The 21,774-nt window shown below is 69.4% G+C and carries 15 protein-coding genes; 9 read left to right on the forward strand and 6 right to left on the reverse strand.

Going from position 1 to position 21,774, the window contains the following annotated elements:
- Window positions 1–285: 285 nt before the first annotated feature.
- Window positions 286–1,176: a TIGR01777 family oxidoreductase gene (locus tag ABZY31_RS14870; protein WP_356409553.1), complete on the forward strand. Its 891-nt coding sequence runs from the start codon at window positions 286–288 to the stop codon at window positions 1,174–1,176.
- Window positions 1,177–1,396: 220 nt separating this feature from the next.
- Window positions 1,397–2,653, forward strand: a complete 1,257-nt coding sequence (locus tag ABZY31_RS14875) for an NAD(P)/FAD-dependent oxidoreductase (protein ID WP_356409556.1) — start codon at window positions 1,397–1,399, stop codon at window positions 2,651–2,653.
- A gap of 84 nt (window positions 2,654–2,737) precedes the next feature.
- On the opposite strand, the gene ABZY31_RS14880 is transcribed toward ABZY31_RS14875, so the two are convergent.
- On the reverse strand, window positions 2,738–4,177 hold the full coding sequence (locus ABZY31_RS14880; RefSeq protein WP_356409559.1) for a regulator: 1,440 nt from the start codon (window positions 4,175–4,177) through the stop codon (window positions 2,738–2,740).
- Window positions 4,178–4,351: 174 nt separating this feature from the next.
- On the opposite strand from ABZY31_RS14880, the gene ABZY31_RS14885 reads away from it, so the two are divergent.
- The 5 genes from ABZY31_RS14885 to ABZY31_RS14905 all read left to right on the forward strand — a co-directional run bounded on the left by ABZY31_RS14885 (window position 4,352) and on the right by ABZY31_RS14905 (window position 7,869).
- On the forward strand, window positions 4,352–4,711 hold the full coding sequence (locus tag ABZY31_RS14885; RefSeq protein WP_356409562.1) for a hypothetical protein: 360 nt from the start codon (window positions 4,352–4,354) through the stop codon (window positions 4,709–4,711).
- A 96-nt stretch (window positions 4,712–4,807) separates the two neighbouring features.
- Window positions 4,808–5,605 (forward strand): lipoyl(octanoyl) transferase LipB, encoded by a 798-nt coding sequence (lipB, locus tag ABZY31_RS14890; protein WP_356409564.1) that lies wholly within the window; start codon window positions 4,808–4,810, stop codon window positions 5,603–5,605.
- Window positions 5,606–5,713: 108 nt separating this feature from the next.
- Window positions 5,714–6,661: a lipoyl synthase gene (gene lipA, locus ABZY31_RS14895; protein WP_356409566.1), complete on the forward strand. Its 948-nt coding sequence runs from the start codon at window positions 5,714–5,716 to the stop codon at window positions 6,659–6,661.
- Window positions 6,662–6,959: 298 nt separating this feature from the next.
- Window positions 6,960–7,157 (forward strand): hypothetical protein, encoded by a 198-nt coding sequence (locus tag ABZY31_RS14900; protein WP_214937012.1) that lies wholly within the window; start codon window positions 6,960–6,962, stop codon window positions 7,155–7,157.
- A 10-nt stretch (window positions 7,158–7,167) separates the two neighbouring features.
- Window positions 7,168–7,869 (forward strand): DUF4191 domain-containing protein, encoded by a 702-nt coding sequence (locus ABZY31_RS14905; RefSeq protein WP_356409569.1) that lies wholly within the window; start codon window positions 7,168–7,170, stop codon window positions 7,867–7,869.
- A gap of 91 nt (window positions 7,870–7,960) precedes the next feature.
- Here the strand turns inward: ABZY31_RS14905 and ABZY31_RS14910 are convergent, their stop codons facing one another.
- The gene (locus ABZY31_RS14910) at window positions 7,961–8,428 is read right to left on the reverse strand and encodes an RDD family protein (RefSeq protein WP_356409572.1); all 468 of its coding nucleotides are present in this window, start codon (window positions 8,426–8,428) and stop codon (window positions 7,961–7,963) included.
- Window positions 8,429–8,615: 187 nt separating this feature from the next.
- On the opposite strand from ABZY31_RS14910, the gene glnA reads away from it, so the two are divergent.
- Entirely contained in the window at window positions 8,616–10,025 is a 1,410-nt protein-coding gene (glnA, locus tag ABZY31_RS14915) for a type I glutamate--ammonia ligase (RefSeq protein ID WP_356409575.1), read from the forward strand.
- A gap of 82 nt (window positions 10,026–10,107) precedes the next feature.
- Here glnA and ABZY31_RS14920 read toward each other — a convergent pair whose 3' ends face one another.
- Genes ABZY31_RS14920 through ABZY31_RS14930 form a run of 3 tightly spaced genes read right to left on the reverse strand, consistent with a single transcriptional unit; the run spans window position 10,108 to window position 17,786 of the window.
- Entirely contained in the window at window positions 10,108–13,401 is a 3,294-nt protein-coding gene (locus tag ABZY31_RS14920) for a hypothetical protein (RefSeq protein ID WP_356409577.1), read from the reverse strand.
- Between the two features lie 7 nt (window positions 13,402–13,408).
- The gene (locus tag ABZY31_RS14925; protein ID WP_356409580.1) at window positions 13,409–16,717 is read right to left on the reverse strand and encodes a hypothetical protein; all 3,309 of its coding nucleotides are present in this window, start codon (window positions 16,715–16,717) and stop codon (window positions 13,409–13,411) included.
- A complete protein-coding gene (locus tag ABZY31_RS14930) occupies window positions 16,710–17,786 on the reverse strand; it encodes a hypothetical protein (RefSeq protein ID WP_356409583.1) in 1,077 nt (358 codons plus the stop codon). The genes ABZY31_RS14925 and ABZY31_RS14930 overlap by 8 nt, the downstream gene beginning before the upstream one ends.
- 27 nt (window positions 17,787–17,813) lie before the next feature.
- Here ABZY31_RS14930 and ABZY31_RS14935 point away from each other — a divergent pair, with 27 nt between their 5' ends.
- The gene (locus tag ABZY31_RS14935) at window positions 17,814–18,707 is read left to right on the forward strand and encodes a serine/threonine-protein kinase (RefSeq protein WP_356409586.1); all 894 of its coding nucleotides are present in this window, start codon (window positions 17,814–17,816) and stop codon (window positions 18,705–18,707) included.
- Here the strand turns inward: ABZY31_RS14935 and ABZY31_RS14940 are convergent.
- Complete coding sequence (locus ABZY31_RS14940; RefSeq protein WP_356409589.1) at window positions 18,680–21,202, reverse strand: tetratricopeptide repeat protein; 2,523 nt, start codon at window positions 21,200–21,202, stop codon at window positions 18,680–18,682. The two genes, ABZY31_RS14935 and ABZY31_RS14940, sit on opposite strands and share 28 nt — an antisense overlap.
- Window positions 21,203–21,774 lie beyond the last annotated feature (572 nt).

Raw genomic sequence — 21,774 nt, forward strand, 5'->3', positions numbered from 1 at the left:
CTTCCCCCCCCCACGCTCTACCGATCTCCGCCGGCGGGGCTGGAGGGGGCGGGTCGGAGCCCCGGGGTCTGCCCGGACTCGCGCCTCAAACGCCGGCGGGGCTGGAGGGAGCGGGTCGGAGCCCCGGGGTCTGCCCGGACTCGCGCCTCAAACGCCGGCGGGGCTGAGGGTGGGCGTAGGGGGGCTCCCGTGCCGGCGAGGCTGGGGCGGCACGCCGGGGCTGGGTGACGGGGCCCGGGGGGCTTGGTGGCGGTGCCCCCGGGGAAGGCGGGGCAGGATGGGGGGATGCGCATCGTGGTCACCGGCTCCGCCGGTCTCATCGGGTCGGCCCTCGTACGTTCGCTCCGCACGGACGGCCACGACATCGTGCGCCTCGTCCGCCGCGCTCCCGCCGCCGCGGACGAGGCCGAATGGGACCCGCGCCGCGGATACGTCGCCCCCGGCACCCTCACCGGCGCCGACGCCGTCGTGCACCTCGCCGGGGCGGGCGTCGGGGACCACCGCTGGTCCGCGGCGTACAAGCGGGAGATCCGGGAGAGCCGCGTGCTCGGCACCACCGCGATCGCCACGGCCGTCGCGGCAGCGGAGCGGCCCCCCGCCGTACTGGTCTGCGGCTCCGCCATCGGCTACTACGGCGACACCGGGCAGCGGGCCGTGGACGAGAGCGCCCCGGCGGGCACCGGCTTCCTGCCCTCCGTCTGCGTCGAGTGGGAGGCGGCCGCAGCCCCCGCCCACGCCGCCGGCGTACGGACCGTCTTCGCCCGCACGGGCCTGGTCGTCGCGGCCGAGGGCGGCGCCTGGGGCAAGCTCTTCCCGGTGTTCCGGGCCGGCCTCGGCGGCCGCCTCGGCGACGGCCGCCAGTACTGGTCGTACATCTCCCTACACGACGAGATCGCGGCCCTGCGTCACCTGATCGACACCCCCGCCCTGTCCGGCCCGGTGAACCTGACCGCTCCGGAGCCCCTGACCAACCGCGAGGTGACCGCGGCGATGGGGCGCGTACTGCGGCGGCCGACCGTCTGCGCCGTACCGGCCGCGGCGATGCGGCTCGCGCTGGGGGAGTTCGCCGAGGACGTGCTGGGCAGTCAGCGGGTGCGCCCCGCACGGCTGCTGGAGTCCGGATTCGTCTTCCGCCACCCCGGGATCGAGGACGCGATCCGGGCCGCGCTGGCGTAGGCCCTCCCCTCGCACGGGCCCGGGCGGACCCGGGGCGCACCGCCGGGCGGCCGCCCCTGCCCGTGCGACCGTTCGTGACCCCCATGCGACCCGGATGTGTCCGCAGTGCGACCGGTACGCAACGGGAACTGTTCGAAAAAGCGCGTCCAACTCGGGTTCTGCTGGAGCCGGTTGGGGGAAGGAGGACCAGACAAGCCGCGCCGACCTCGGGGAGGGGCACGTGCTCAGCAGCGCACACCATGCGGACGTAGTCATCGTAGGAGCCGGAGTCTCAGGACTCACGGCGGCACACCATCTGATCGCAGCGGGGGTCAGCGTCACCGTCCTGGAGGCCGCCGACGATCCCGGCGGCCGGATGGCCACCGAGCGGACCGACGGATTCCGGCTGGACCGGGTCGGTCAGCTCCTCAACACCTCGTACCCGGAACTCGCCCGCACACCCGCCCTGGAGGACCTGGTCCTGCGGCCCTTCGCGCCCGGCGTCCTCGTCCACACCGATGGCAAACAGGTCCGGGCCGGAGCCCTCACCCCGGCCCGCGCCCTCGCCAGCGGCTCGTTCGACCAGGCCCGGCTCAGCGCCGCGCTCGGCCGTCTCGCCGCACTGCCCGAGGAACGGATCCTGGCCCGGCCCGAGCGCACCGCGCTCGCCGCGCTGCGCACCCGGACCCTGCCCCCGCGCACGGTCGCCGGGGTCCTGCGGCCGCTGCTCGCCACCCTGCTCTGCGACCCGGACCTCACCACCTCCAGCCGCGTCGCCGACCTCGCGCTGCGCCGCTTCGCCCGCGGCCGCCTCGCGGTGCCCGAGGGCGGCGCCGCCGCGCTGCCCGCGCTCCTCGCGGCCGGCCTGCCGCCCGGCACCGTGCGCACCGGCGTGCGCGTGCGCTCGGTGGCCACCAACCTGGTGACCACCGAGGAGCACGGCGACTTCGCCTGCCGCTCCGTCCTGCTCGCCACCGGCGCCCGCGCCGCGGCCGAGCTGCTGCCCGGCCTGCGGGTGCCCCGCTTCCACCAGGTCACCGTCATCCACCACGCGACCGCCGCCGTACTGCCCTGGGACGGCTCGCTCCTGCTCGACGGCGATCCCCGGTGGCCGGTCGCCCACACCACCGTGATGAGCGCCGTCGACCCGAGCCGCGCCCCGGCCGGGCGGTCGCTCGTCAGCACCACCGTCCTCGGTCCGCCGCCGCCCGCCCGGACGGTGGCCTCCCGCCTCGCCCGGCTCTACGAGACCTCCACCCGGGACTGGGAGCTGCTCGCCGTCCACCACACGCCCGAGGCCGTTCCGGCCATGCCCGCGCCCTACGACATGCGGCGCACGGTCCGGGTGCTGGCCGGGCTGTACGTGTGCGGCGACCACCGGGACACCAACACGGTCCAGGGCGCACTGCATTCGGCGCGCCGCGCGACGACCGCCGTCCTGCGCGACTTCGGCATCCCGGTGCCGGCCGCCACGCCCGTCGTCCCGGCGGCGGCCTGAAACCACCCGGTGCGGGGCCCGGTTCCCTCCCGGGAGCCGGGCCCCCGGTGCGCCCCGGGCCGGGGGCGCCTACGCGAGCGACGCCTACGCCAGCGACGCCACCCGGTCCCGGTAGGTCCGTACGGCCGCCGCGTCCCGGTAGGGCTCCAGCCGCCGCTCGAAGTCCCGTACGTACTCCACCGCGCGCGCCGAGCGCATCTCCATCGCCTGCTGCGCCGCCTCCGCGCCCAGCGCGCAGGCCTGGTCCAGCTCGCCCAGCCCCAGCCGGGCCGTGGCCAGCACCACGCGGCAGAACAGCCGCGAGCGCGCGAAGCCCGGCGCCCGCAGCTGGAGCGCGCGCTCGGCGTGCTGCGCGGAGGCCCGGTACTGCTGGAGGTCGCGGTGGCAGTGCCCGAACTCGTCGGCCAGCTCCCCCTCGTCGAAGGTGCGCGCCCAGTGCGGCACGTCGTCCCCGGGGCGCGCCGCGCCGAGCGCCCGCTCCGCCCGGACGAGGGAGGCGGTGGCCGCCCGTACCTCGCCCAGCACCGCGTGCCCCCGGGCCTCCGCCGCGTGCAGCAGCCCCTGGACCACCTGGGGCGGGCCCGAGCCGACGCCCTGCTGGGCGACCCGGGCCAGCTGGACGGCCTCGCGCCCGTGGCCGAGGTAGACCGCCTGGCGGCTCATGGTGACCAGGACGTAGGCGCCGTAGGGCCGGTCCCCGGCGGCCTGGGCGAGGCGCAGGGCCTGCACGAAGTAGCGCTGGGCCAGCCCGTGGGCGGCGATGTCGTACGAGGTCCAGCCCGCCAGCCGGGTCAGGTCGGCGGCGGCCGCGAAGAGCCGCCGGCCGGAGTTCTCGCTGTAGGTGCCGCGCAGCATCGGTTCGGCCTCGTGCTCCAGGTAGCGCACCAGGGCCTGGCGGGCGTGGCCGCCGCCGTAGGCGTGGTCCAGGGCCCGGAAGAGGTCGCCGACCGATCTGAGCGCCGCGATGTCCCCGGAGGTGACCCGTTGGCCGGGTCCCCGGTCGGTCTGGCGCTGGCGGGGCACGGTGGACCGGCCCTGGGCCGGGATCCGGGAGGCGTCCGCGTCCGCGCCGCGGCCGACCCGCTCGTCGGCCCGGCCGATCAGCCAGTCCCGGCTGGGCACGACGAGCCCGGCCGGGGTGAAGGCGATCTTCCGCAGCTCGGCGTGCGAACCGGAGTCCTTGCGCCACAGGCCGCTCGCGATGTCCACCGCTTCCTCGGGGGTGGCCGCGAACTCCAGTCCGGCGTAGACCGGAGCGCAGGCGTCCAGCCCGAGGTCCTGCGCCGAGAGCCGCCGGCCGAGCCGCCGGGTGAACACCTCGGCGATCAGCGCGGGGGTGGTCCCGCGCGGTTGCTGGCCGCGCAGCCACCGGGTGACGGAGGTTTTGTCGTACCGCAGATCGAGACCGTGCTCCAGCCCTAGCTGGTCGACGCGGCGGGCGAGCCCGGCATTGGAGAACCCGGCCTCGGCGATCAGTGCCGCGAGCTGCCGGTTGGGGACGCGCTGGGCAGGTCGTTCCGTCATCGGCTCCACGGTCTCCTGACGTGACGGACCGGTGTCCCGGCCCTGTGAACGGCGTGAATGTAGCGGTCGGCTCCGCCCGGACCGCCCCTTCTATCCCACATTCATCCGATCGTGCGAAGAACCGGGCAGGCGCTTTACGGACGCCTCCGCCACCCCCGCGCATAAGCTGCCGGTATGACCCGCTCGCCCCAGGAGCGGCGTTCCGTACCGGAAGCCGTCGCGGATGCCGCCCCGGACACCGCCCCGGACGCCGCGCCGGAATCGACCGCACCGCTTCCCGCGCCCGAGATAACCGAAGCCGAGTGCCGGCGGTGCGGCACGCTGATCGCCGGGCTCGACGGGCGCTACGCCTGCGGGGTGTGCGGCTGGGTGAACGACCACTCCGAGGGGCACCGGCGGCTGCCGCGGGCCGACGAGGACCCGGACCGCCCGTCCCGGGGCCGCCGCAGGACCCGCCGGCCGCCGGCGGCGCCGCCCGGGCCGCCGGGCCCGCCACCGGGGCCGCCGCAGGGCCCGGCCGCGGGGCCCGCGTAGGGGGCCTGCCGAGCGGCGGCGGGAGCGCCGTACGCTGGGTGGGTGCGATATGGGTGCGATATGCACGCACAGCGGGTTCAACGAGGAGGCGCTGCGGTGGCTGAGCTGCGGTTTGTCCATCTGGGCTTCGGGCCGGATGCCGTCGAGTACACCGAGGCCTGGGAAGAGCAGCGGCGGGTCCACGCCGCGCGCTTCGCCGACGAGACCGAGGACACCTGCCTGCTGCTGGAGCACCCGCCCGTCTACACGGCGGGACGGCGCACGGCCGACAACGAGCGCCCCCTGGACGGCACCCCGGTGGTCGACGTGGACCGCGGCGGCAAGATCACCTGGCACGGCCCCGGCCAGCTCGTCGGCTACCCGATCATGAAGCTGCCCCGCCCGGTGGACGTGGTCGCCCACGTCCGGCGGCTGGAGGACGCGCTGATCCGCACCGCCGCCGACTTCGGTCTGGAGACCACGCGGGTCGAGGGCCGCTCCGGCGTCTGGGTGCTCGGCGACCCCGTCGAGGACCGGCCGAAGACCGGCGGCCTGTCGCTGGACTTCGACCCGCGGCTGGCGGACGAGGAGTTCGACCCCCGGCTGAACGGGCCCGAGTACGCGCCGTCCAACGCCGGCCAGCGCCGCGAGGACCGCAAGCTCGCCGCCATCGGCATCCGCGTCGCCAAGGGCGTCACGATGCACGGCTTCGCGATCAACGTGAACCCCGACAACACCTGGTTCGACCGGATCGTCCCCTGCGGCATCCGCGACGCCGGTGTGACCTCGCTCTCGTACGAACTGGGCCGCGAGATCACCATCGCCGAGGTGCTGCCGGTCGTCGAGGGCCACCTCAGGGACGTCCTCACGGGCGCGGAGCCGCGGCCCCGCGTCATCGAGCCCGCGGCGTCGTAGTCGCGGGGAATGAGCCCGGCCGCCCGCAGGTTGGCCGACGTAAGAACGTATGAAATTACGGGCGTACCCTGGTGGGCGCCGAAGAATCGAAGTCACAGGGAGCCGGTCGTGTCCGCAGTCGCACCCGACGGACGCAAGATGCTGCGCCTTGAGGTCCGTAACGCCCAGACGCCCATCGAGCGCAAGCCCGAGTGGATCAAGACCCGGGCGAAGATGGGCCCCGAATACACCAAGATGCAGGCCCTGGTGAAGGGCGAAGGACTGCACACGGTGTGCCAGGAAGCGGGCTGTCCGAACATCTACGAATGCTGGGAGGACCGCGAGGCCACCTTCCTCATCGGCGGCGACCAGTGCACCCGGCGCTGCGACTTCTGCCAGATCGACACGGGCAAGCCCGAGGCCCTGGACCGCGACGAGCCGCGCCGTGTGGGCGAGTCCGTGGTCACCATGGACCTGAACTACGCGACCATCACCGGCGTCGCCCGCGACGACCTGCCGGACGGCGGTGCCTGGCTGTACGCCGAGACGGTGCGCCAGATCCACCAGCAGACGGCGGGCCGCGAAGGCGGCCACACCAAGGTCGAGCTGCTCGCCCCGGACTTCAACGCCGTGCCGGAGCTGCTGGAGGAGGTCTTCGCCTCCCGCCCCGAGGTCTTCGCGCACAACGTCGAGACGGTCCCGCGGATCTTCAAGCGGATCCGCCCCGGCTTCCGCTACGAGCGCTCGCTGGACGTGATCACCAAGGCGCGCGAGTACGGCCTGGTCACCAAGTCGAACCTGATCCTCGGCATGGGCGAGGAGCGCGAGGAAGTCACCCAGGCGCTCAAGGACCTGCACGGCGCGGGTTGCGAACTCATCACGATCACCCAGTACCTGCGGCCCTCGCCGCGGCACCACCCCGTGGAGCGCTGGGTGAAGCCGGCCGAGTTCGTGGAGCTGGCCAAGGAGGCCGAGGACATCGGTTTCTCCGGCGTCATGTCGGGTCCGCTGGTGCGGTCCTCGTACCGCGCCGGCCGGCTGTACCAGCAGGCGATGGACCACCGCACGACTGTGTGAATTCGCGCACAAAGTCTTACCAGGCAGTAACAGCACGGCGACGCGGCCCCTAGGCTCTCTCAAGGGAGACACCTGGTGGGCCGCGTCAATGTTTCATCACCGTTTGACCAGTCGGTCATGCCCTGGTAACACCAATCAGTGACGCTGGATCCACGCACCGCACACGCGCCGTACGCGGCGAGCGCGTGCGGCGCACGCCCCGGCGCACGCGCACCACCCCCGCACCACCGCGCACCACCCCGTTCCGCACCGCGGAACCACGCAGCTCCATCGACGAGAGCACCAGAGAGGGATCGACATGCAGGCCGCGCCCGTTCGCGCCATCGCCATCCCGTCGTTCACCGATGCCTTCCGGGGCATCGAGTCGCTGCTCATGAGCGGCGCGCGTCGCAACGCCTGGACGGCGGTCCTGGAAGACCGCCGAAGGGCCAAGGACCGGGTCGAAACCGAGCACGTACTCGAGGCCGCGGCGACCCGGACCCCGCAGGCCACGTAAACTTCGCTGCATGGCGAGGAAGTCAAACGCAGAGACTGCTGCGAACCCCGGGCGACTGAAGCAGATCGCCCTGACGTACAAGATGACCCGTAAGGCCGACCCCAAGGTCGGCCTCATCGTCGCGGGCGTGGGAATCGTCACCTTTGGTGTCTTCCTCGGGATCGGCTTCCTGATCGGTCACCCGGTCTATCTGGGCATCCTGGGTCTCCTGGTGGCGTTCCTGGCGATGGCGATCATCTTCGGACGGCGTGCCGAGGCCGCCGCCTTCGGACAGATGGAGGGCCAGCCCGGCGCGGCCGCGGCGGTACTGGACAACGTGGGACGGGGCTGGACCACCACCCCCGCCATCGCGATGAGCCGCCAGCAGGACATCGTGCACCGCGCCGTCGGCAAGGCGGGCGTCGTGCTGGTGGCCGAGGGCAACCCGAACCGGGTGAAGAGCCTGCTCGCCGCCGAGAAGAAGAAACTGGCGCGCATCATGCCGGACATCCCGGTGCACACCGTGATCGTCGGCACGGGCGAGGGCGAGGTGCCGCTGAAGAAGGTGCGCACGACGCTCCTCAAGCTCCCGCGCGTCCTGCAGGGCCCCCAGATCACCGCGGTGAACGACAAGCTCCGCGCCATGGGCGACCTGATGAGCAACATGCCCATCCCGAAGGGTCCGCTCCCCGGCCGCGGCGCCCGGGGCGGTCAGCGGCCGCCGCGCGGCTGACCCGCGCGCATTGCATACAAGACGACACACGCCACGTGGGGCGCCCCCGGTCGATGACCGGGGGCGCCCCACGTGCTCGTCCTGCTTCTTGTCAGATGCGGACCTGGACCGCGCGGGAGAGGCGGTCGTGCAGGCCGCGGGCGTCGCGGTCCCAGATGACCGCCGGGATGACCAGGGCCAGCAGCAGGGTACGGAGCACCACGCGCCCGAAGCCGAGGCGGCCGCCGTCCTCCGAGATCACCCGGAGGCCGAGGATCCGCTTGCCGGGGGTGAAGCCCACGGTGCCCACCGTGAGGACGGCCAGGGTGACGAAGAGCGCCAGCGTCCAGTTGCCCGTCGCGCTCGCGCCGCCCCGCGTGATCAGGCCGTACGCGATGATCTGGCAGCCGATCCAGTCGATGGCCACGGCGCCCAGCCGACGGCCGAACCGCGCCACGGAGCCCGGTCCCTCCTGGGGGAGGCCGAGCCGCTGGCCCGGGTAGCCGAAGTCGGCGCCCATCTCCTCGGCGGCCGCGCGCGGGCCGGAGAGCCACGATCCGATTGCTTGCCTGTTGTCCACCCGACCACGGTACCCGTGGTGTTCCCGGCGCCTTCGCCGGGACCCTGGTTAACTTGTGCGAAACAAATGGGTCATGCTTGAGAAATCCCGTCTGCTTATGGTCGGGTCAGCGTGCGCCACCGCACTGGACGCACCACGCGCTATGCAGCCCGCCCCCGCCCGGGGGGTCGGGAGTAGGAGGAGTTGGATGTTCCAGAACGCCGACGAAGTGAAGAAGTACATCGCAGACAACGACGTCAAGATGGTCGACGTCCGCTTCTGCGACCTGCCCGGAGTGATGCAGCACTTCACGATCCCGGCAGGCGTCTTCAACCCGGACGATGAACTGGCGTTCGACGGCTCCTCGATCCGCGGCTTCCAGGCGATCCACGAGTCGGACATGGCGCTGCGCGCGGACCTGTCCACGGCCCGTGTGGACCCGTTCCGCCGCGACAAGACGCTGAACATCAACTTCTTCATCCACGACCCGATCACGGGCGAGGCGTACAGCCGCGACCCGCGCAACATCGCGAAGAAGGCCGAGGCGTACCTCGCCTCCACCGGCATCGCCGACACCGCGTACTTCGGCCCCGAGGCCGAGTTCTACGTGTTCGACAACGTGCGCTTCGCGACCAGCGCGAACGAGAGCTTCTACCACATCGACTCCGAGGCCGGCGCCTGGAACACGGGTTCGACCGAGAACAACCGTGGCTACAAGGTCCGCTACAAGGGCGGCTACTTCCCCGTCGCCCCGGTCGACCACTTCGCCGACCTGCGCGCCGAGATCTCCCTCGAACTGGACCGCCAGGGCCTCCAGGTCGAGCGCCAGCACCACGAGGTCGGCACCGGTGGCCAGGCCGAGATCAACTACAAGTTCAACACGCTGCTCGCCGCGGCCGACGACCTGATGCTCTTCAAGTACATCGTGAAGAACGTCGCCTGGCGCAACGGCAAGACCGCGACCTTCATGCCGAAGCCGATCTTCGGCGACAACGGCTCGGGCATGCACGTGCACCAGTCGCTGTGGGCGAACGGCGACCCGCTGTTCTACGACGAGGCCGGCTACGCGGGCCTCTCGGACACCGCCCGTTACTACATCGGCGGCATCCTCAAGCACGCGCCGTCGCTGCTGGCGTTCACCAACCCGACGGTGAACTCCTACCACCGCCTGGTGCCCGGCTTCGAGGCCCCGGTCAACATGGTCTACTCGCAGCGCAACCGCTCCGCGGCCATGCGCATCCCGATCACGGGCTCGAACCCGAAGGCCAAGCGCGTCGAGTTCCGCGCCCCGGACCCGTCGTCCAACCCGTACCTCGCCTTCTCGGCGCTGCTGCTCGCGGGCCTCGACGGCGTGAAGAACAAGATCGAGCCGATGGAGCCGATCGACAAGGACCTCTACGAGCTCTCGCCCGACGAGCACGCGAGCGTCCCGCAGGTCCCGACCTCGCTCGACGCCGTCCTGCGCGCGCTCGAGGACGACAACGAGTACCTCCAGGCCGGCGGCGTCTTCACCTCCGACCTGATCGAGACCTGGATCGACTACAAGCGCACGCACGAGATCGCCCCGATCGCCCTGCGCCCGCACCCGCACGAGTTCGAGCTGTACTTCGACCTCTAAGCCGCGCCGTAGCACTAGCGCCAGCGAGGGCCGCCGTCTCCCCAGGGGAGACGGCGGCCCTCGGGCGTTCGTGCGGTTCCGGTCACGAGCGGGTACCGCGGCGGGCCGCTGCACGGACGCTGTGGCGAGGGTCGAGGGAAAGCAAGTCGAGGATCTCTTCTGCCGGGCGACATCCCCGCGAGGCGGCTCGAACGGCGGCTTCGGCCAGCACGCGTCGCACTCGGAAGTTACTGTCGTGGGCCAGTCGCATCGCTGTGTCCCGGTACTGCTCTGCGTTCTGCATGCACATGATGGCGCTTGCCTGGCGGACCCCGACGTGGCTGTGAGCGGCCATGAGGCTGGCGTCGACCCCGGCGGCGATCTCCTGCGGCAGCCTGCTGAGTGCGGTCGCCGCAGCATGCAGGTCCGCGGTGTCCTCGGTAGCGAGGAGGCTGATCGCCTGAGCGCAGACCCAGGCTTGGTCTGCTGGGCCGGTGGCCGACGCGAAAGCCAAGAGCAGGGCCGCACCGCGAAGGGAGGCCGAGCCCATGGAGATCTTGACCGAGCTGAGCGGGTGCGGCCTGCCGGTCATTTCGCCGTCCAGGTAGCTGTCTTCCTGCTCACCTTGGACGAAGCTCTGGGCGGATCGGAACACCTGCTGCCGGACCTCGGCGGAGGCATCGATGACCAGGTTGCGGGCACCGTCCAGGGCGTCCCGCCTGCTCATGGCGACCTCACGCGCGTCCCTTGCGATGTCCAGCAGCTTCATGAGACACAGGGTGCGGTCATCCTCGTCGAGGCTGGTGACCAAATAGGCGTCGGTCACCAGCCGCGTTCCGAAGGAGGCAACGCCCGGCGTGGGGGCGGGTCGCTGCCGAATGCGTACGCACGCCTGCGCCGCGCGCTCACGGACGGCACGATGCTCCGGGTCGACCAGGGACCGTGCGACATCGGCTAGGTAGAGGCCCTTGTCGTCAAGGTGGCCGATTCGGCTCCGCAGCGCTCTCAGGCCGGCCTCGGGCAGATCGTGGTCAGCTTTTCCGGCGGGGAGGCCCGCGTGAGGTTGTCGTTCCGCCAGCATTTCGATCACCTCGTCCTGCACGACGAGTTCGAGTGCCTTCTGCGCGCCGCCATCTGCGAGGTCGAAGAGTCGGGTGAGAGCGGCCAGGGCAATGGCGGGATGTGCTCGGGTCATGTCGAGGCACGCGGCTGCGTGGCAGTCGTCGGAGTGGTGGTACTGGTTGGGTCCTCGAGGCACGTCGGGTGCCAACAGGTCCAGAAGTGTCATAGCCTGGGACGGGGTTCCGCGTGCTGCCAGGGCACATGCGCTTCTCACAGCCTGGTGCGCGAGGTTGTGGAAGGGGGAGTCCATCAGCTCGCCTGCCCGGCCGCGCTCAGCCACAGTCGTCAACGTGCCCAGAAGCGAGCCGGCCAGACCATCGTCGATCAGGTCCGCTTGTGCTTCGATGAGCGTGGCGCGCGCGTAAAGCGTCCACCACGGTGAGTCATCGATGGCTCCCACAGGAAGCACGACATCGCCTTCGGCAGCCATCTCCTTGAGCTTCTTGGCCTTGCCGGCGCGCTCGTAGAATTTTGCCGCCAGAGCAGGCTCCTGACCGTCTCGGTAGAGGTCACCCAGAAATTCCAGCGCCGCCATCTCGTCCGCCCAACTGCCCGTGATGATGGTGTCAGCAAGCCAGCGGCGAGCGGACAGCACGGCTTCAACGGGCTTGTCGGCCACCCTCGCCCACAGCGCCTGCTGCTTGGGGTCACGCATTCGGTCGAGCAGGTGTCCGCTCCCCGTCGCCCGAATGGCCTGTGCCAGGCGATGTTCGTCATCGATGTCCGCGGTGACCGGACCGTACTGGGCGTTTACGGCTCGGATGGCATAGAGCCAGTCGGCGGCTTCGTCGGAGAGCCCGGCGTGAATGGCTTCGTAGACTGCGTCGCGCCAGCACTCAAGGGCTTCGTCCGGTCGGCCTTCTAGAGCGCACAGGCGCGCTTCACGCGCATTGATCAAAGCCGCATGACGTCCTGTGAATTCATGGCGGCGGGCCGATCGATTGAGTTGATTGCGTTCCACGGTGCTGTAAGAGGCGCGCACCAGACGCAGTCGAATGACGGTGTCCTCGGTGACTTGGTCGGATTGACGTTCTCCTGCACGGTGAATCGCGTTTTGGAAGAGTGAATCCAGGGTCTCGAGCCGGTCGGGATCCGACGCCAAGAGTTGCTCGCCCAGCAGCAGGACCAGGAGTGGCTGATAGGCGGGTGCCTCCGAGGAGCCTTCGTTCAGAGCGCGCTCCAGGCTGATGAAGTCGCCCGTGGGGTGCAGAACGCTTCTCACGGCCGCACCGATCAGCTGGGCGTGCAGCTGAGTGCGGGCGACGTGCCGAGTCATGGACACTGTCGCGTCGCGTGCCAGTTCCTCAAGCTGCTTCAGCAGTCTCCTTGGTTCGAGCCGGTCGCCGAAATGGAGAGCTGTCACCGCGAGAGGCGCAGCAAGCTCAGCAGCTTCGTCGGCAAGTTGGGCATCCACGAGGGCCGCTAGCTGTTTGCTCCGCATGGCGACGGCGTGTCCCCGGAAACCGGCGCCCTCGAGCCTTTCGGCCAAGTCGCCATAGATCCGTGCGGATTCTTCCGGAGCGGCCACACGCTGTCCCTCGGCCTGGCGGAGAAACGGAGCGACGTCGTTCACCTTCAACGGACCGACCAGGATCCGCTGTGCTTGCTCCTGGCGGTCCGGCAAGGGTACGGGGAACCCGAGGAGGGGGGCGCCGGTGCAGAACGTGACGGCTGTCTCACGGGTCCAGAATCGTGCGACCACATCACCTAGATGGCGCAAATGTTCGTTGATCTGCTCGGATCCCCACAAGTCCAGTTCAAGGTCGGCGTGCTCATCCTGAAGCGCGGCAAGCTTGTCGGCTACCTGCGTGGTCTGTGTGGGTGCCGAAGTGGCCACGATGAAGCGGTAGGCATCGAAGGGGCGCCTGCCCGCGGCGAATGCTGTTACGGCCTTCTGGAGGTCTGCCGCAGTGAACTCTGCGTAGTCTTTGCATTGGATGACGGAGTAACGACCATCCGGTTCGCGCCCAGCGAGATCGATACCGTGTTGTGTTTGCCCAGGGACACCGTATCGACGGAATCTGATTCCTCTCAGACCGAGCACATTACGCGCTACGGCGAGGGTCAGTTGTTCGAAGCGGTCCCATCCGATGTGCAGGTCGAGGTCGTCACCGTGCGGTGCGCGACCGGGTGTACCTGGTTCGGGCGCGGAGCTGAGGTGCGGATCGGCGGAGCAGGATTCCCAGGGTTCACCAACCGAGAGTGGATCGAAGGTGGAACCTGACGGGTGACGGAGACCTTGAGCAGGCGTCCGGGGCTGTTCGCGGTGATTCATGGATCCCTTACTGCTCTGAGGGCCGGCTCTTTGGCGGCCGTTTGTCCGCGCGGCCCGACAGGTAGTCGCTGAGCATGTTCCACAGCGGCTCGTAGAGGGCCTGCGCGATGCGGCGGTCATGCGGATCCACCGTGCAGGTGGAATCGAAGTAGGGGCTGAGGGCATCGAACATGCTCTGCAGCCGACTGGAACGCGCTGTGTCCGGCTGCTCAGGGGTCAGGTGCCTGCCGGAGCCGAAGGCGGAATCGACCATGACCACGTGGATGGTCTCGCCGCCGTCCTGGGCCAGTCCCATGACCTGAGCCATGGTCGCGATCAGATCCCAGGTGACGGCGCTCCGGTCGTCGCCCAGTTCTCTCCAGGTTTCGCCGCGGTTCAGCAGTCGCGTCCATTCCCTGTCGGCGCGCCGGCGCAGGGCCAGTCCCGCTTCATCGAGTCCGGCCCCGGAGCGTAGCCAGTTGGTGCAGTCCCCATTTCTGGTGGCGCGGGTGATCCAACTGTTCAAGGCGCTCACTGCGGTCTCGGGATCCTGGGGAAAGTGGCCGGGACAACTGAGGAAATACACGCAGCCGAACGCACCGATTCCGCGAAGGTTGAGCACCCGGTGTCGCGGATCAAGGGCACTCAGCGGCACGACCAGTACATCGGCGTTCCGGGTGGGGAAGTCACCGAGGTCGCTGCGTGCAAGGACGCGTGCGCCGTCGTCGGGAGTGTCGGAGGGCAAGGAAGCGGCCGTGTCGTCTCGAGCGAGCCTCATGACCCGGCCATGCCACCGTTCGCCCATGTTGTGCAGCGCGTCGGCCACGATCTGGGCTTCGTCGTAGCTGCCCACGGTCATCAGCAAGTGATCTCGTCCGTCAGGGAGGAGCATCAGCTGCCGTTCCAGCGGGCCACCCGTATCGGCGCCTTCCGCTTCGCTCGCCCCCAGGACGGCGATGGCCCGCCTGAGGGCGACGGTCCGTTCGTCCGATGGAATCTCGGACAGTCGTAGGGCTTCCGATCCGGCGAGTTCCGGCTCGTGCCTCATCACACCAAGGGAAGCGGGACCTCTCGATTCCACCAACACTCCGACGGGTACTGCCAGGTGGGCTCTGGTGGCGGCGCCGGCCCACCCCGTGCCTGACATCAGCAGGACATTGGCCTGGGGCAGCCCGTCCGCCACCGGCAAGGTGTGCAGGCCGGTCAGGAGTTCCCTGCCCACACCGTGGCAGCGGAAGAAGCTGAGCTCCCCCGTCCCCGACTTGCGCACAGCGAAACGGAACCCGAGTACTTCGCCCATGGGAGGTTCAGGAACCAAGGGCAGGAAGTCGGCTGGAATGGTGGCGAGCGGGTTGAATCCCGCTCGGACGACGGGGTTCGCGCGGTGCCACGTGTCCAGGAGCAGGCCGAGGCGCGATTCCAGCGCGGACAGGAGGAGAAACAGCTCGAAGCGGGTCACGAGCGCATCCAGCTCCCGTGCTGACCGGTGCTCTTCGCTCAGGCGGGGGGTTAAGAGCCGTTCTGTGAACCACGTCAGTCGCGCGTGGGTGTTCCTGGGGTCTCCTGTTGTAAGAAGGTCATGCAGCAGAGCGGTCAGTTCCGCATGCGGACGGTCTGACGCCGGTGGCCGCCGCTCCCCGAACGGATCCGTGCGGAACTCATCGAGTTGCTCTGCCAGCGTCGTGTCTGCCGGAGCGCCACCGGGTCGGCGGTGGGAGTCCTCGACGATTGCCCGCTGGATGCTCTGCGCGCTGAAGCTGTTGAGATCGAAATCCGCCCCTGAGGTGCACCGCTCTTCCAGAAGATCGTGAACTTTCCGCGCCGTGATCCGGCTGGTGTCCAGCGCACCGGCCCACGTATCCGCACTCCTGTCGGAGGTTTCCGCGCGTCGCCCGCTTCGGGAGGTGCGGCGCCTGCGTTCGTGGAGTTCCTCAAGGAACTCGCGCCGACCGCCCACCAATGAGCGTGCGGGTGCGAAAGCTCGATCCAGTGCCTGCTGCACGCGGTCGGCATGGTCGACGAGAACGAGGTCGCTGCGCCGGCATGCCAGCTCCAGCAGCCGGACCTCCTCGGGGTTCTGTGCCGGGTGGGGTGACACTTCGAGGAGGCCAGGCAACGTGGCGACCCAGATGCTCGCGTCGACCAGCTCTTGATCCCCTCGATGACGGGGGCAAGCCGACACCATGGGGCAGGTGCGCTCGCCCTCTGGCCCCGCTGCGGCGGACACCGGACGAAGCCCGTGGCACGGAGCATCCCCGAAGGACAGAGGCGTGTTCGTGCCGGGCTCGGTGCGGAGCTCGTTCAGCGCGCAGGCGGTGCTGAGGTAGTCGAAGGCGGTCTCGTCGGTGCACAGGAGGCTCCGCCCGTACCGGCGGGACTGTTCCCTGTGTGCCCGTTCGATGTGCCACGGTCGGCCCGGGAGGGCGAGCACCGGTGCTGCCGCTCCTCGGGCATGGGCGTTGTAGAGCCGTACGAGATGCAGCGCGTCGGTCTCCTCTCCGACGATCACAGTGACGCGACCACGTCGCTGCCGGACCATGTGCACGGCAATGACATCCCGGAGAGTGTGCAGCATCCCGCGTTCGCGGCTTGCGAGGTGTTGTATACCGTCGACGGCGAATTCTCCCGTCCCGGAGAAGCCGAACTCGGTGCGCTCCGACCAGTGGATCGCATCGAGCCGATCCACCCAGGCGGCGGGGTGCCGGGCGTCCATCTCGGCCGCGGTGGCACGTAGTTCCTTGTATGAGAAGCGGACCGGCGAGTCGCCACGACGTGTCGCATTCAGGTCGTGTCCGCGAGGTGGCCGTAGGTCGACCATCGGGAGTTCGACGTGCGCGGTCGTGCGGCCGGCCGGGAAAGCGTGAAGTCCCGGGCCGGCCGGGCGTAGGTCACGTGTCCTGAACGGAGGAGCCTGTTCGAGCAGGCGCTGGTACGTCTGCCATCGATCGACGGCTGTTGGAGGCCGCCGCCTTTCGGCAGGGTGCTGCGTATTGCTGATGTCGTATCCACGCAGTTCAGCGGGCACCGTACGGTATGCGGTCAACGCGTCGCTCCATGTGGTCCGCCGTTGAAATGGCCAGAGGGTACGACGTGCCGTCATAAATGCGGCACCGGTGGAGGCGTCGAGCGGCGGCGTGGCCCAGGCCCGGGTGAACGGGTAACCGCTGAAGGCAGTCCAGCCCGCTAGCACGGGGGTACCGGGCAATGTGGTTTCGAGGAACAGCAGACCGGTCTCCAGCAGGCACAACTCCTCCAGCTGCGTCCGGTCGAGATCGTGTCCTGGGTGTGCGATGAGTTCCTCCACGATCAGCCTGATTACCGGCGTGATGTCACGCATCTGCCTCCTTCAATGCTGGGGTGCGTGTCGATGAAACGGGCGTGCCGCCGAGATCCTCGGGGCTGGTGAGTACGACTCTCGGGCTTGCAGTCACATCCAGGCAGGTCTCGAACGCCGCGCGGAAGCCGCGGCGTCGGAAGTGGTGGTCGGGCACGGCCACGGTCAGTGTCGCCTCGGTGCCCGACAGGAACTCGGACACCCGAGCTGCCAGCAGAGCGGGATGCCGGCGGTCGTAAACCCCTAGAAGCCGCGGCTCTACATTGGGTGGGGACGGCAGGCGGAAGAGGCTTCGGCCGAGATCGTGCAATTCCACTTCGATCCCCCGCTCCGTCAGCGTCTCTAGGACAGTGCGCTCGGTAGGAGCGGGAAGACACAGGAAGGCACGCAGTGCCGGATCGAGCAACAACGTGCCTTCCGGCATCGCCCGCACCCTCGGCGGTGGGGTTTCCCTGCCGCATTCCTCGCGTTCGCAGAGAGTCCGGGTGGCAGGCAGCCCGCAGCCGCTGCACACCAGCAGCCCCGACCCGGCCCTGGCGTACACGTGGTGGACGTGTTCCCACACGCGCACGTCCTGGTCCTGGGGGCGGAGGACGACTGGATGGTGGCGGAGGAAGGTCCGGCATTCGCGGAAGAGGACCGCCGAAGGACAGCCATCGGCCAGCCGGGTCAGTAGCCGCACCGCCTCTTGTTCGACCAAGCCGTGCGGTCCGTACGACGCGAGCTCGACGCAGGTACGGGTCGGGTGCGCGGCCCGTGGAGACAGCAGCCGGGCATCCGGCGTCACCACGTGGGCCGGTACGTCGACGGGCAGTTCTCCGATCGTCCGGCGTCGACACCAGTTGATGAGGGCGGGAAGGCTTTCCGGCGGATCGGTCTGCCGGACGACGCACCGGAGCACGATCTGGTCCAGGGCCGACTGCGCCATGGACGGGTACGGAAGTACGAAAGCGTGTCGTGGGTGCGACCTGGAAAGGATGATCAGGGCTCTGGCGAGCAGTGCCAGAACTTCCAAAGCGGACTGTGCGACTTCCTGCGACCGGCCGGTGGCTACGGAGTCGTCAACGGGCAAAGGTAGCCCTCCTCGGGGATGGTGTGCATGCGCGGTGTTGTCATCGGAGATCGGTTCAAGGTGCTCGAGCAGGTCGGGGAGGGCGGTAGCGGTCAGGGGGAGGTGTACCGGGCTGTCGAATTGACGACCGGGCGGGACGTGGCTGTAAAGGTCCAGCTCCCGCGACTGTTCGAGGACTCCTCCGAGTACAAGGACAACGGGGAGGACATGGAGAGGGAAGGGAAGCGAAGTGGCCTGTTGGCGGGCGATGGCATTCCCGAGGTCTTTTGGAAGGGGTCGCACGGGAGTCGCTATTGCATCGTCATGGAGTATTTGGAAGGGCCCACTCTCGCCGAGGCCCTCGCGCAGTGCCGTCCGGTGAAAGTGCCCACTGCCGCCGCCGTCGTCGCCCAACTCTGTCGGATTCTCGGACGGGTGCACGGCGAGAAACTGGTGCACCGAGACATCAAGCCGACGAACGTCATGATCGTCGGGGAGTCGGGGCGGGTTCACCTCCTCGATCTGGGGTGGGCCGCGCGTGCCGGGTGCGTGCCGGAGCGCACGGGGGGCACGGGCGGATGGATGGCGCCCGAGCAGTTCGACCCCAGGGCGGTGGTGACACCCGCCTTCGACATCTTCGCGCTGGGTTGTCTCCTCCTGCACATGACGGTCCTGACCCTTCCCTACGGCTCGACCGCCAGCAGCCGTCCGCAGGAAGGGGCGCCAGTGCTCCCCGCCGACCGGTTGGCCGCGTTGCCGTCCGAGCTCAAGGACCTGGTGCTCGCCATGGTGGCCTGGGCGCCAGGGGACCGGCCCGCATCGGCCCAAGAGGTGTTTCGCTCCCTGGCTCCGCTGGTTCCGGTCCCCGGAAGTCAGGCTCCGGGACGGGCGTTGAAGCCCGATCCGACGGCGTACTACCGGCTGACCGGCCGGTACCGCTGAGTCGGGTCGTTCTCACGGACCCGCGCGTCCAGCTCGCGGGCTCGGCGCAGGGACGTACGCACCTCGGCGCGTGCGCCCTCCTGCAATTGGACCTTGGCCAAGAGCCGCCGTGCCTGGGCTTCCCGTGCCCAGTAGTCCAGGCGCCGGTACAACTCAGCTGCGGACGTGTAGCTTGCGGCGGCCTGCTGGAGGGATCCGTCGCTCGCATGGATGTCGCCGAGGGTGACGAACACGTTGGCCTGGCTGCTGAGGTCCGACGTCAGCGCGAACGTCGCCCGGGCCGCGTCCGCGTGCTGAAGGGCTTCCCTGGTTTCCTGCCGGTCCAGTTCCAGACGGGCGATGCCGTTCAGAGCGTTCCCGGCGCCGAGGCGGTCGTCCAACTCCTGGAAGACGGTGAGAGCGTGGAGGAAGTGCCGGCGCGCTTCGTCGGCCATTCCCTGCTTTCGCCGAACCCCCGCGAGCATGTTCAACGACAGGGCCAGGCTCGTCCTGTCCTTCTCCGGTGCCAGATGCTCCGTCAAGGCGATTGCGCTCCGCAGCTGGCCGGCCGCGGCGTCCAGCTTGTCCATGTTCAGGTAGGACCCGGCTACCATCCGGTGGATCATTGCGCGCTCGCTGGAGCTGGTGATGTCATGGGACGTGGCGAGTACGCTCACCAAGTTCCCGGCGGCCTCGGCGTAGCGGTGGCGTCGCCACTGGTAGGTGACCAGCGCCATGGACAGCAGCCAAACGGTACGTGTGTCGCCCCACTCACGGGCCAGTCCGAGCACGGCGCAGGCGGTCGGGTACTCCTGGTCGAGGTATTCCATCGCCTCCAGTTCGCTCTGCGGCTCGTAGACCTTGAGTTCGGGTTGGTGTGAAACCGGTAGGTCACGGCCCTCAACGAGGGTCCGGTCGCACCTCCACACTTGCTGGAGCGTGTGAGCACAGATGACCTGCACGGTGCGGGAGCGCACTTCCTCGCTGAGACCCGAGGCGTGTTCCCGGGCGTACTCACGGATGAGGCCGTGCAGCGTGTGCCGTTCGTCAGTCCGACCCAGGAGGCTGGCCGAGTCCAGTTCGTCCGCTGCCTGGCCGGGGGCGGAGATGCCGGACGCCGGGCCGAGGGAGACGAGCGCCTCCCAGCTGATGGACGGCCCCGGGTGTACGGCGAGCTGTTGCAGCAGGAGGGCGGCCGGGGCTGAAAGCTCCCGGTAGGAGCAGTCGAACGCGACCCGCACGCCGATCTGGCCCTTGTCCAACGCGTCGAGCGCGTCGAGCCGGGCGTGGTGGCCACGGATCTCTGCCACGAGATGCCGGAGATCGGACGTGGGGCGGTGCCGGATGCGGCTCGCGAGGATGGTGAGGGCCAGCGGAAGTCCCTCACACACTTCGACCAGTTCGCTGACGAGTTGCTCGATCCATGCCGGATTGCCGGCCCTGTGCTCCGCCCTTACCGCATTCCGGAGCAGGGTGGCGGCGTCCGTGCTGTCGAGGGGATTGATGCGCATGCTGAGTGCCTCCTCGTTGTCGCACAGCCCACGGAGGGCGTTGCGACTGGTCACGATGGCGGCGCTGGTACCCGGCCCGGGCAGCAGGGGCTGGAGTTGTTCCATGTCCCGTGCGTTGTCGAGGACGACGAGCACCGAGCGCCTCGCCAGGACGGACCGGTAGGAGGAGACCTTGTCACTCAGTGAGGCTGGAACGGGTTCGCCGAGGGAATGCAGAAATCCGGACAGGACCTCCGCGGGGTCCGCCCGGTCGGCGTGTCCTGCGGTGTAGCCGTGCAGGTCCGCGTAGAGCGTTCCGTCAGGAAACGAACGGTCCTGGAAATGGGGGACGCACGCCAGGAGGAGAGCGGTCTTCCCCACTCCGGGAAGGCCGCAGAGCACCAGGACCCGCCAACGGTGCCTCGCGCCGCCGACGAGCGCCCGCTTGATCTGCGCGCGTTCGCCGGAACGTCCGGCCAGCGTCCGGCGGCCACCGGGAAGCTGCCGCGGTACCCGGGGGAGGACGCCGTATCCGTCCATGCGGCGCCCCTTCGGGTGGGACGTGATCCACGACTCGATACGTGCCTGTACCGCAGCGCTCAGCGGGCCCCAACGGGGCGCCCATTCCTCGACCTCCCGTTTGGCGGTCCAGGTGCCGTGGCACCGGAGGAGGGCCTGCACTCGGAACTCCAAGAGGTCCTGGTCGCCCGGCCAGCGTGTGGCCAGCCGCTCCGTGTCCTCAAGCACAGCTCCCACGTTGCCGAGCGTCAGTTCTGCCTTCAGGCATTCCAGCCATGCCCGGCGTGCTTCCCCGGCCAGCTGGGAACGCTCCGTTTCGAAATGCGCCGACCGGCAGTGCTGGAGGGGGCCGACGCCATGGTGCAGGGGCAGCACCTCGCGGAGCGCCCGTACCCGTTCGGTAGGCCCCTGAGCCAGGGCTCGGTCACGGACATCGCGGAAGTGCGCGAGGTCAACGTCTTTACTCGCGAGGTCCAGTGCGTACGAGCCATCCCGTGAGAAGTCCATTGGGGTGCAGGGAACGGCCCTGCGGAGCTCCGTGAAGCACTGACGAACCGTCGAGCCCTTCACGGCGGGATCGCCCCAGACTGTCGCCCGTAGGTGGTCGGCCGACGCCCGGAACCCCGGTGAGATCAGGAGGGCCGTGAGGAGTCGTGTCTTCGTCTGGTGTCCACGGAGGGCGGGACACGCTGCGAAAAAGGCATCGGACGGCCCGAGTACCGCAAATGTCATGGGTGTTCCTTCAAATGTGCACACGCCGTCACTGCGGCGGATCGGTCAAGCACCGTCTGGATCCTGGCACTTGAGGCCGTCCTTCATGCCTGGATTTCAGTTATGGCGGTTATTGGACCCTGTGGCTGGCGCTCACCTGGCGCCCGCCTGGCGCTGTGCCACTGGGGCGGCCCTTGGGTGCTGCGAACATCGATTTCGTCCGAGGGGGGCGGTGACCTTCGAACGTTGTTCGTCGGCAATTCCACCTCTCCTGAATATTCGTACGACCGTTCGTTCCGTTGTATTGAAGAGAGAGGGATACCCGTGCTCAAGCGCAAGAGGAAAAGTCGTGGCCGCTTCGGACTGGG

The organism is Streptomyces sp. NPDC006529, from assembly GCF_040611795.1.
Lineage (GTDB): Bacteria > Actinomycetota > Actinomycetes > Streptomycetales > Streptomycetaceae > Streptomyces.

What these genes read in the sequence shown, in the direction of transcription:
- ABZY31_RS14870 (WP_356409553.1), top strand. Translation starts at nt 286, where the DNA reads ATGCGCATCGTGGTCACCGGCTCCGCCGGTCTCATCGGGTCGGCCCTC.
- ABZY31_RS14880 (WP_356409559.1), bottom strand. Translation starts at nt 4,177, where the DNA reads ATGACGGAACGACCTGCCCAGCGCGTCCCCAACCGGCAGCTCGCGGCA.
- ABZY31_RS14885 (WP_356409562.1), top strand. Translation starts at nt 4,352, where the DNA reads ATGACCCGCTCGCCCCAGGAGCGGCGTTCCGTACCGGAAGCCGTCGCG.
- ABZY31_RS14900 (WP_214937012.1), top strand. Translation starts at nt 6,960, where the DNA reads ATGCAGGCCGCGCCCGTTCGCGCCATCGCCATCCCGTCGTTCACCGAT.
- ABZY31_RS14905 (WP_356409569.1), top strand. Translation starts at nt 7,168, where the DNA reads ATGGCGAGGAAGTCAAACGCAGAGACTGCTGCGAACCCCGGGCGACTG.
- glnA (WP_356409575.1), top strand. Translation starts at nt 8,616, where the DNA reads ATGTTCCAGAACGCCGACGAAGTGAAGAAGTACATCGCAGACAACGAC.
- ABZY31_RS14920 (WP_356409577.1), bottom strand. Translation starts at nt 13,401, where the DNA reads ATGAATCACCGCGAACAGCCCCGGACGCCTGCTCAAGGTCTCCGTCAC.
- ABZY31_RS14925 (WP_356409580.1), bottom strand. Translation starts at nt 16,717, where the DNA reads ATGCGTGACATCACGCCGGTAATCAGGCTGATCGTGGAGGAACTCATC.
- ABZY31_RS14935 (WP_356409586.1), top strand. Translation starts at nt 17,814, where the DNA reads ATGCGCGGTGTTGTCATCGGAGATCGGTTCAAGGTGCTCGAGCAGGTC.
- ABZY31_RS14940 (WP_356409589.1), bottom strand. Translation starts at nt 21,202, where the DNA reads ATGGACTTCTCACGGGATGGCTCGTACGCACTGGACCTCGCGAGTAAA.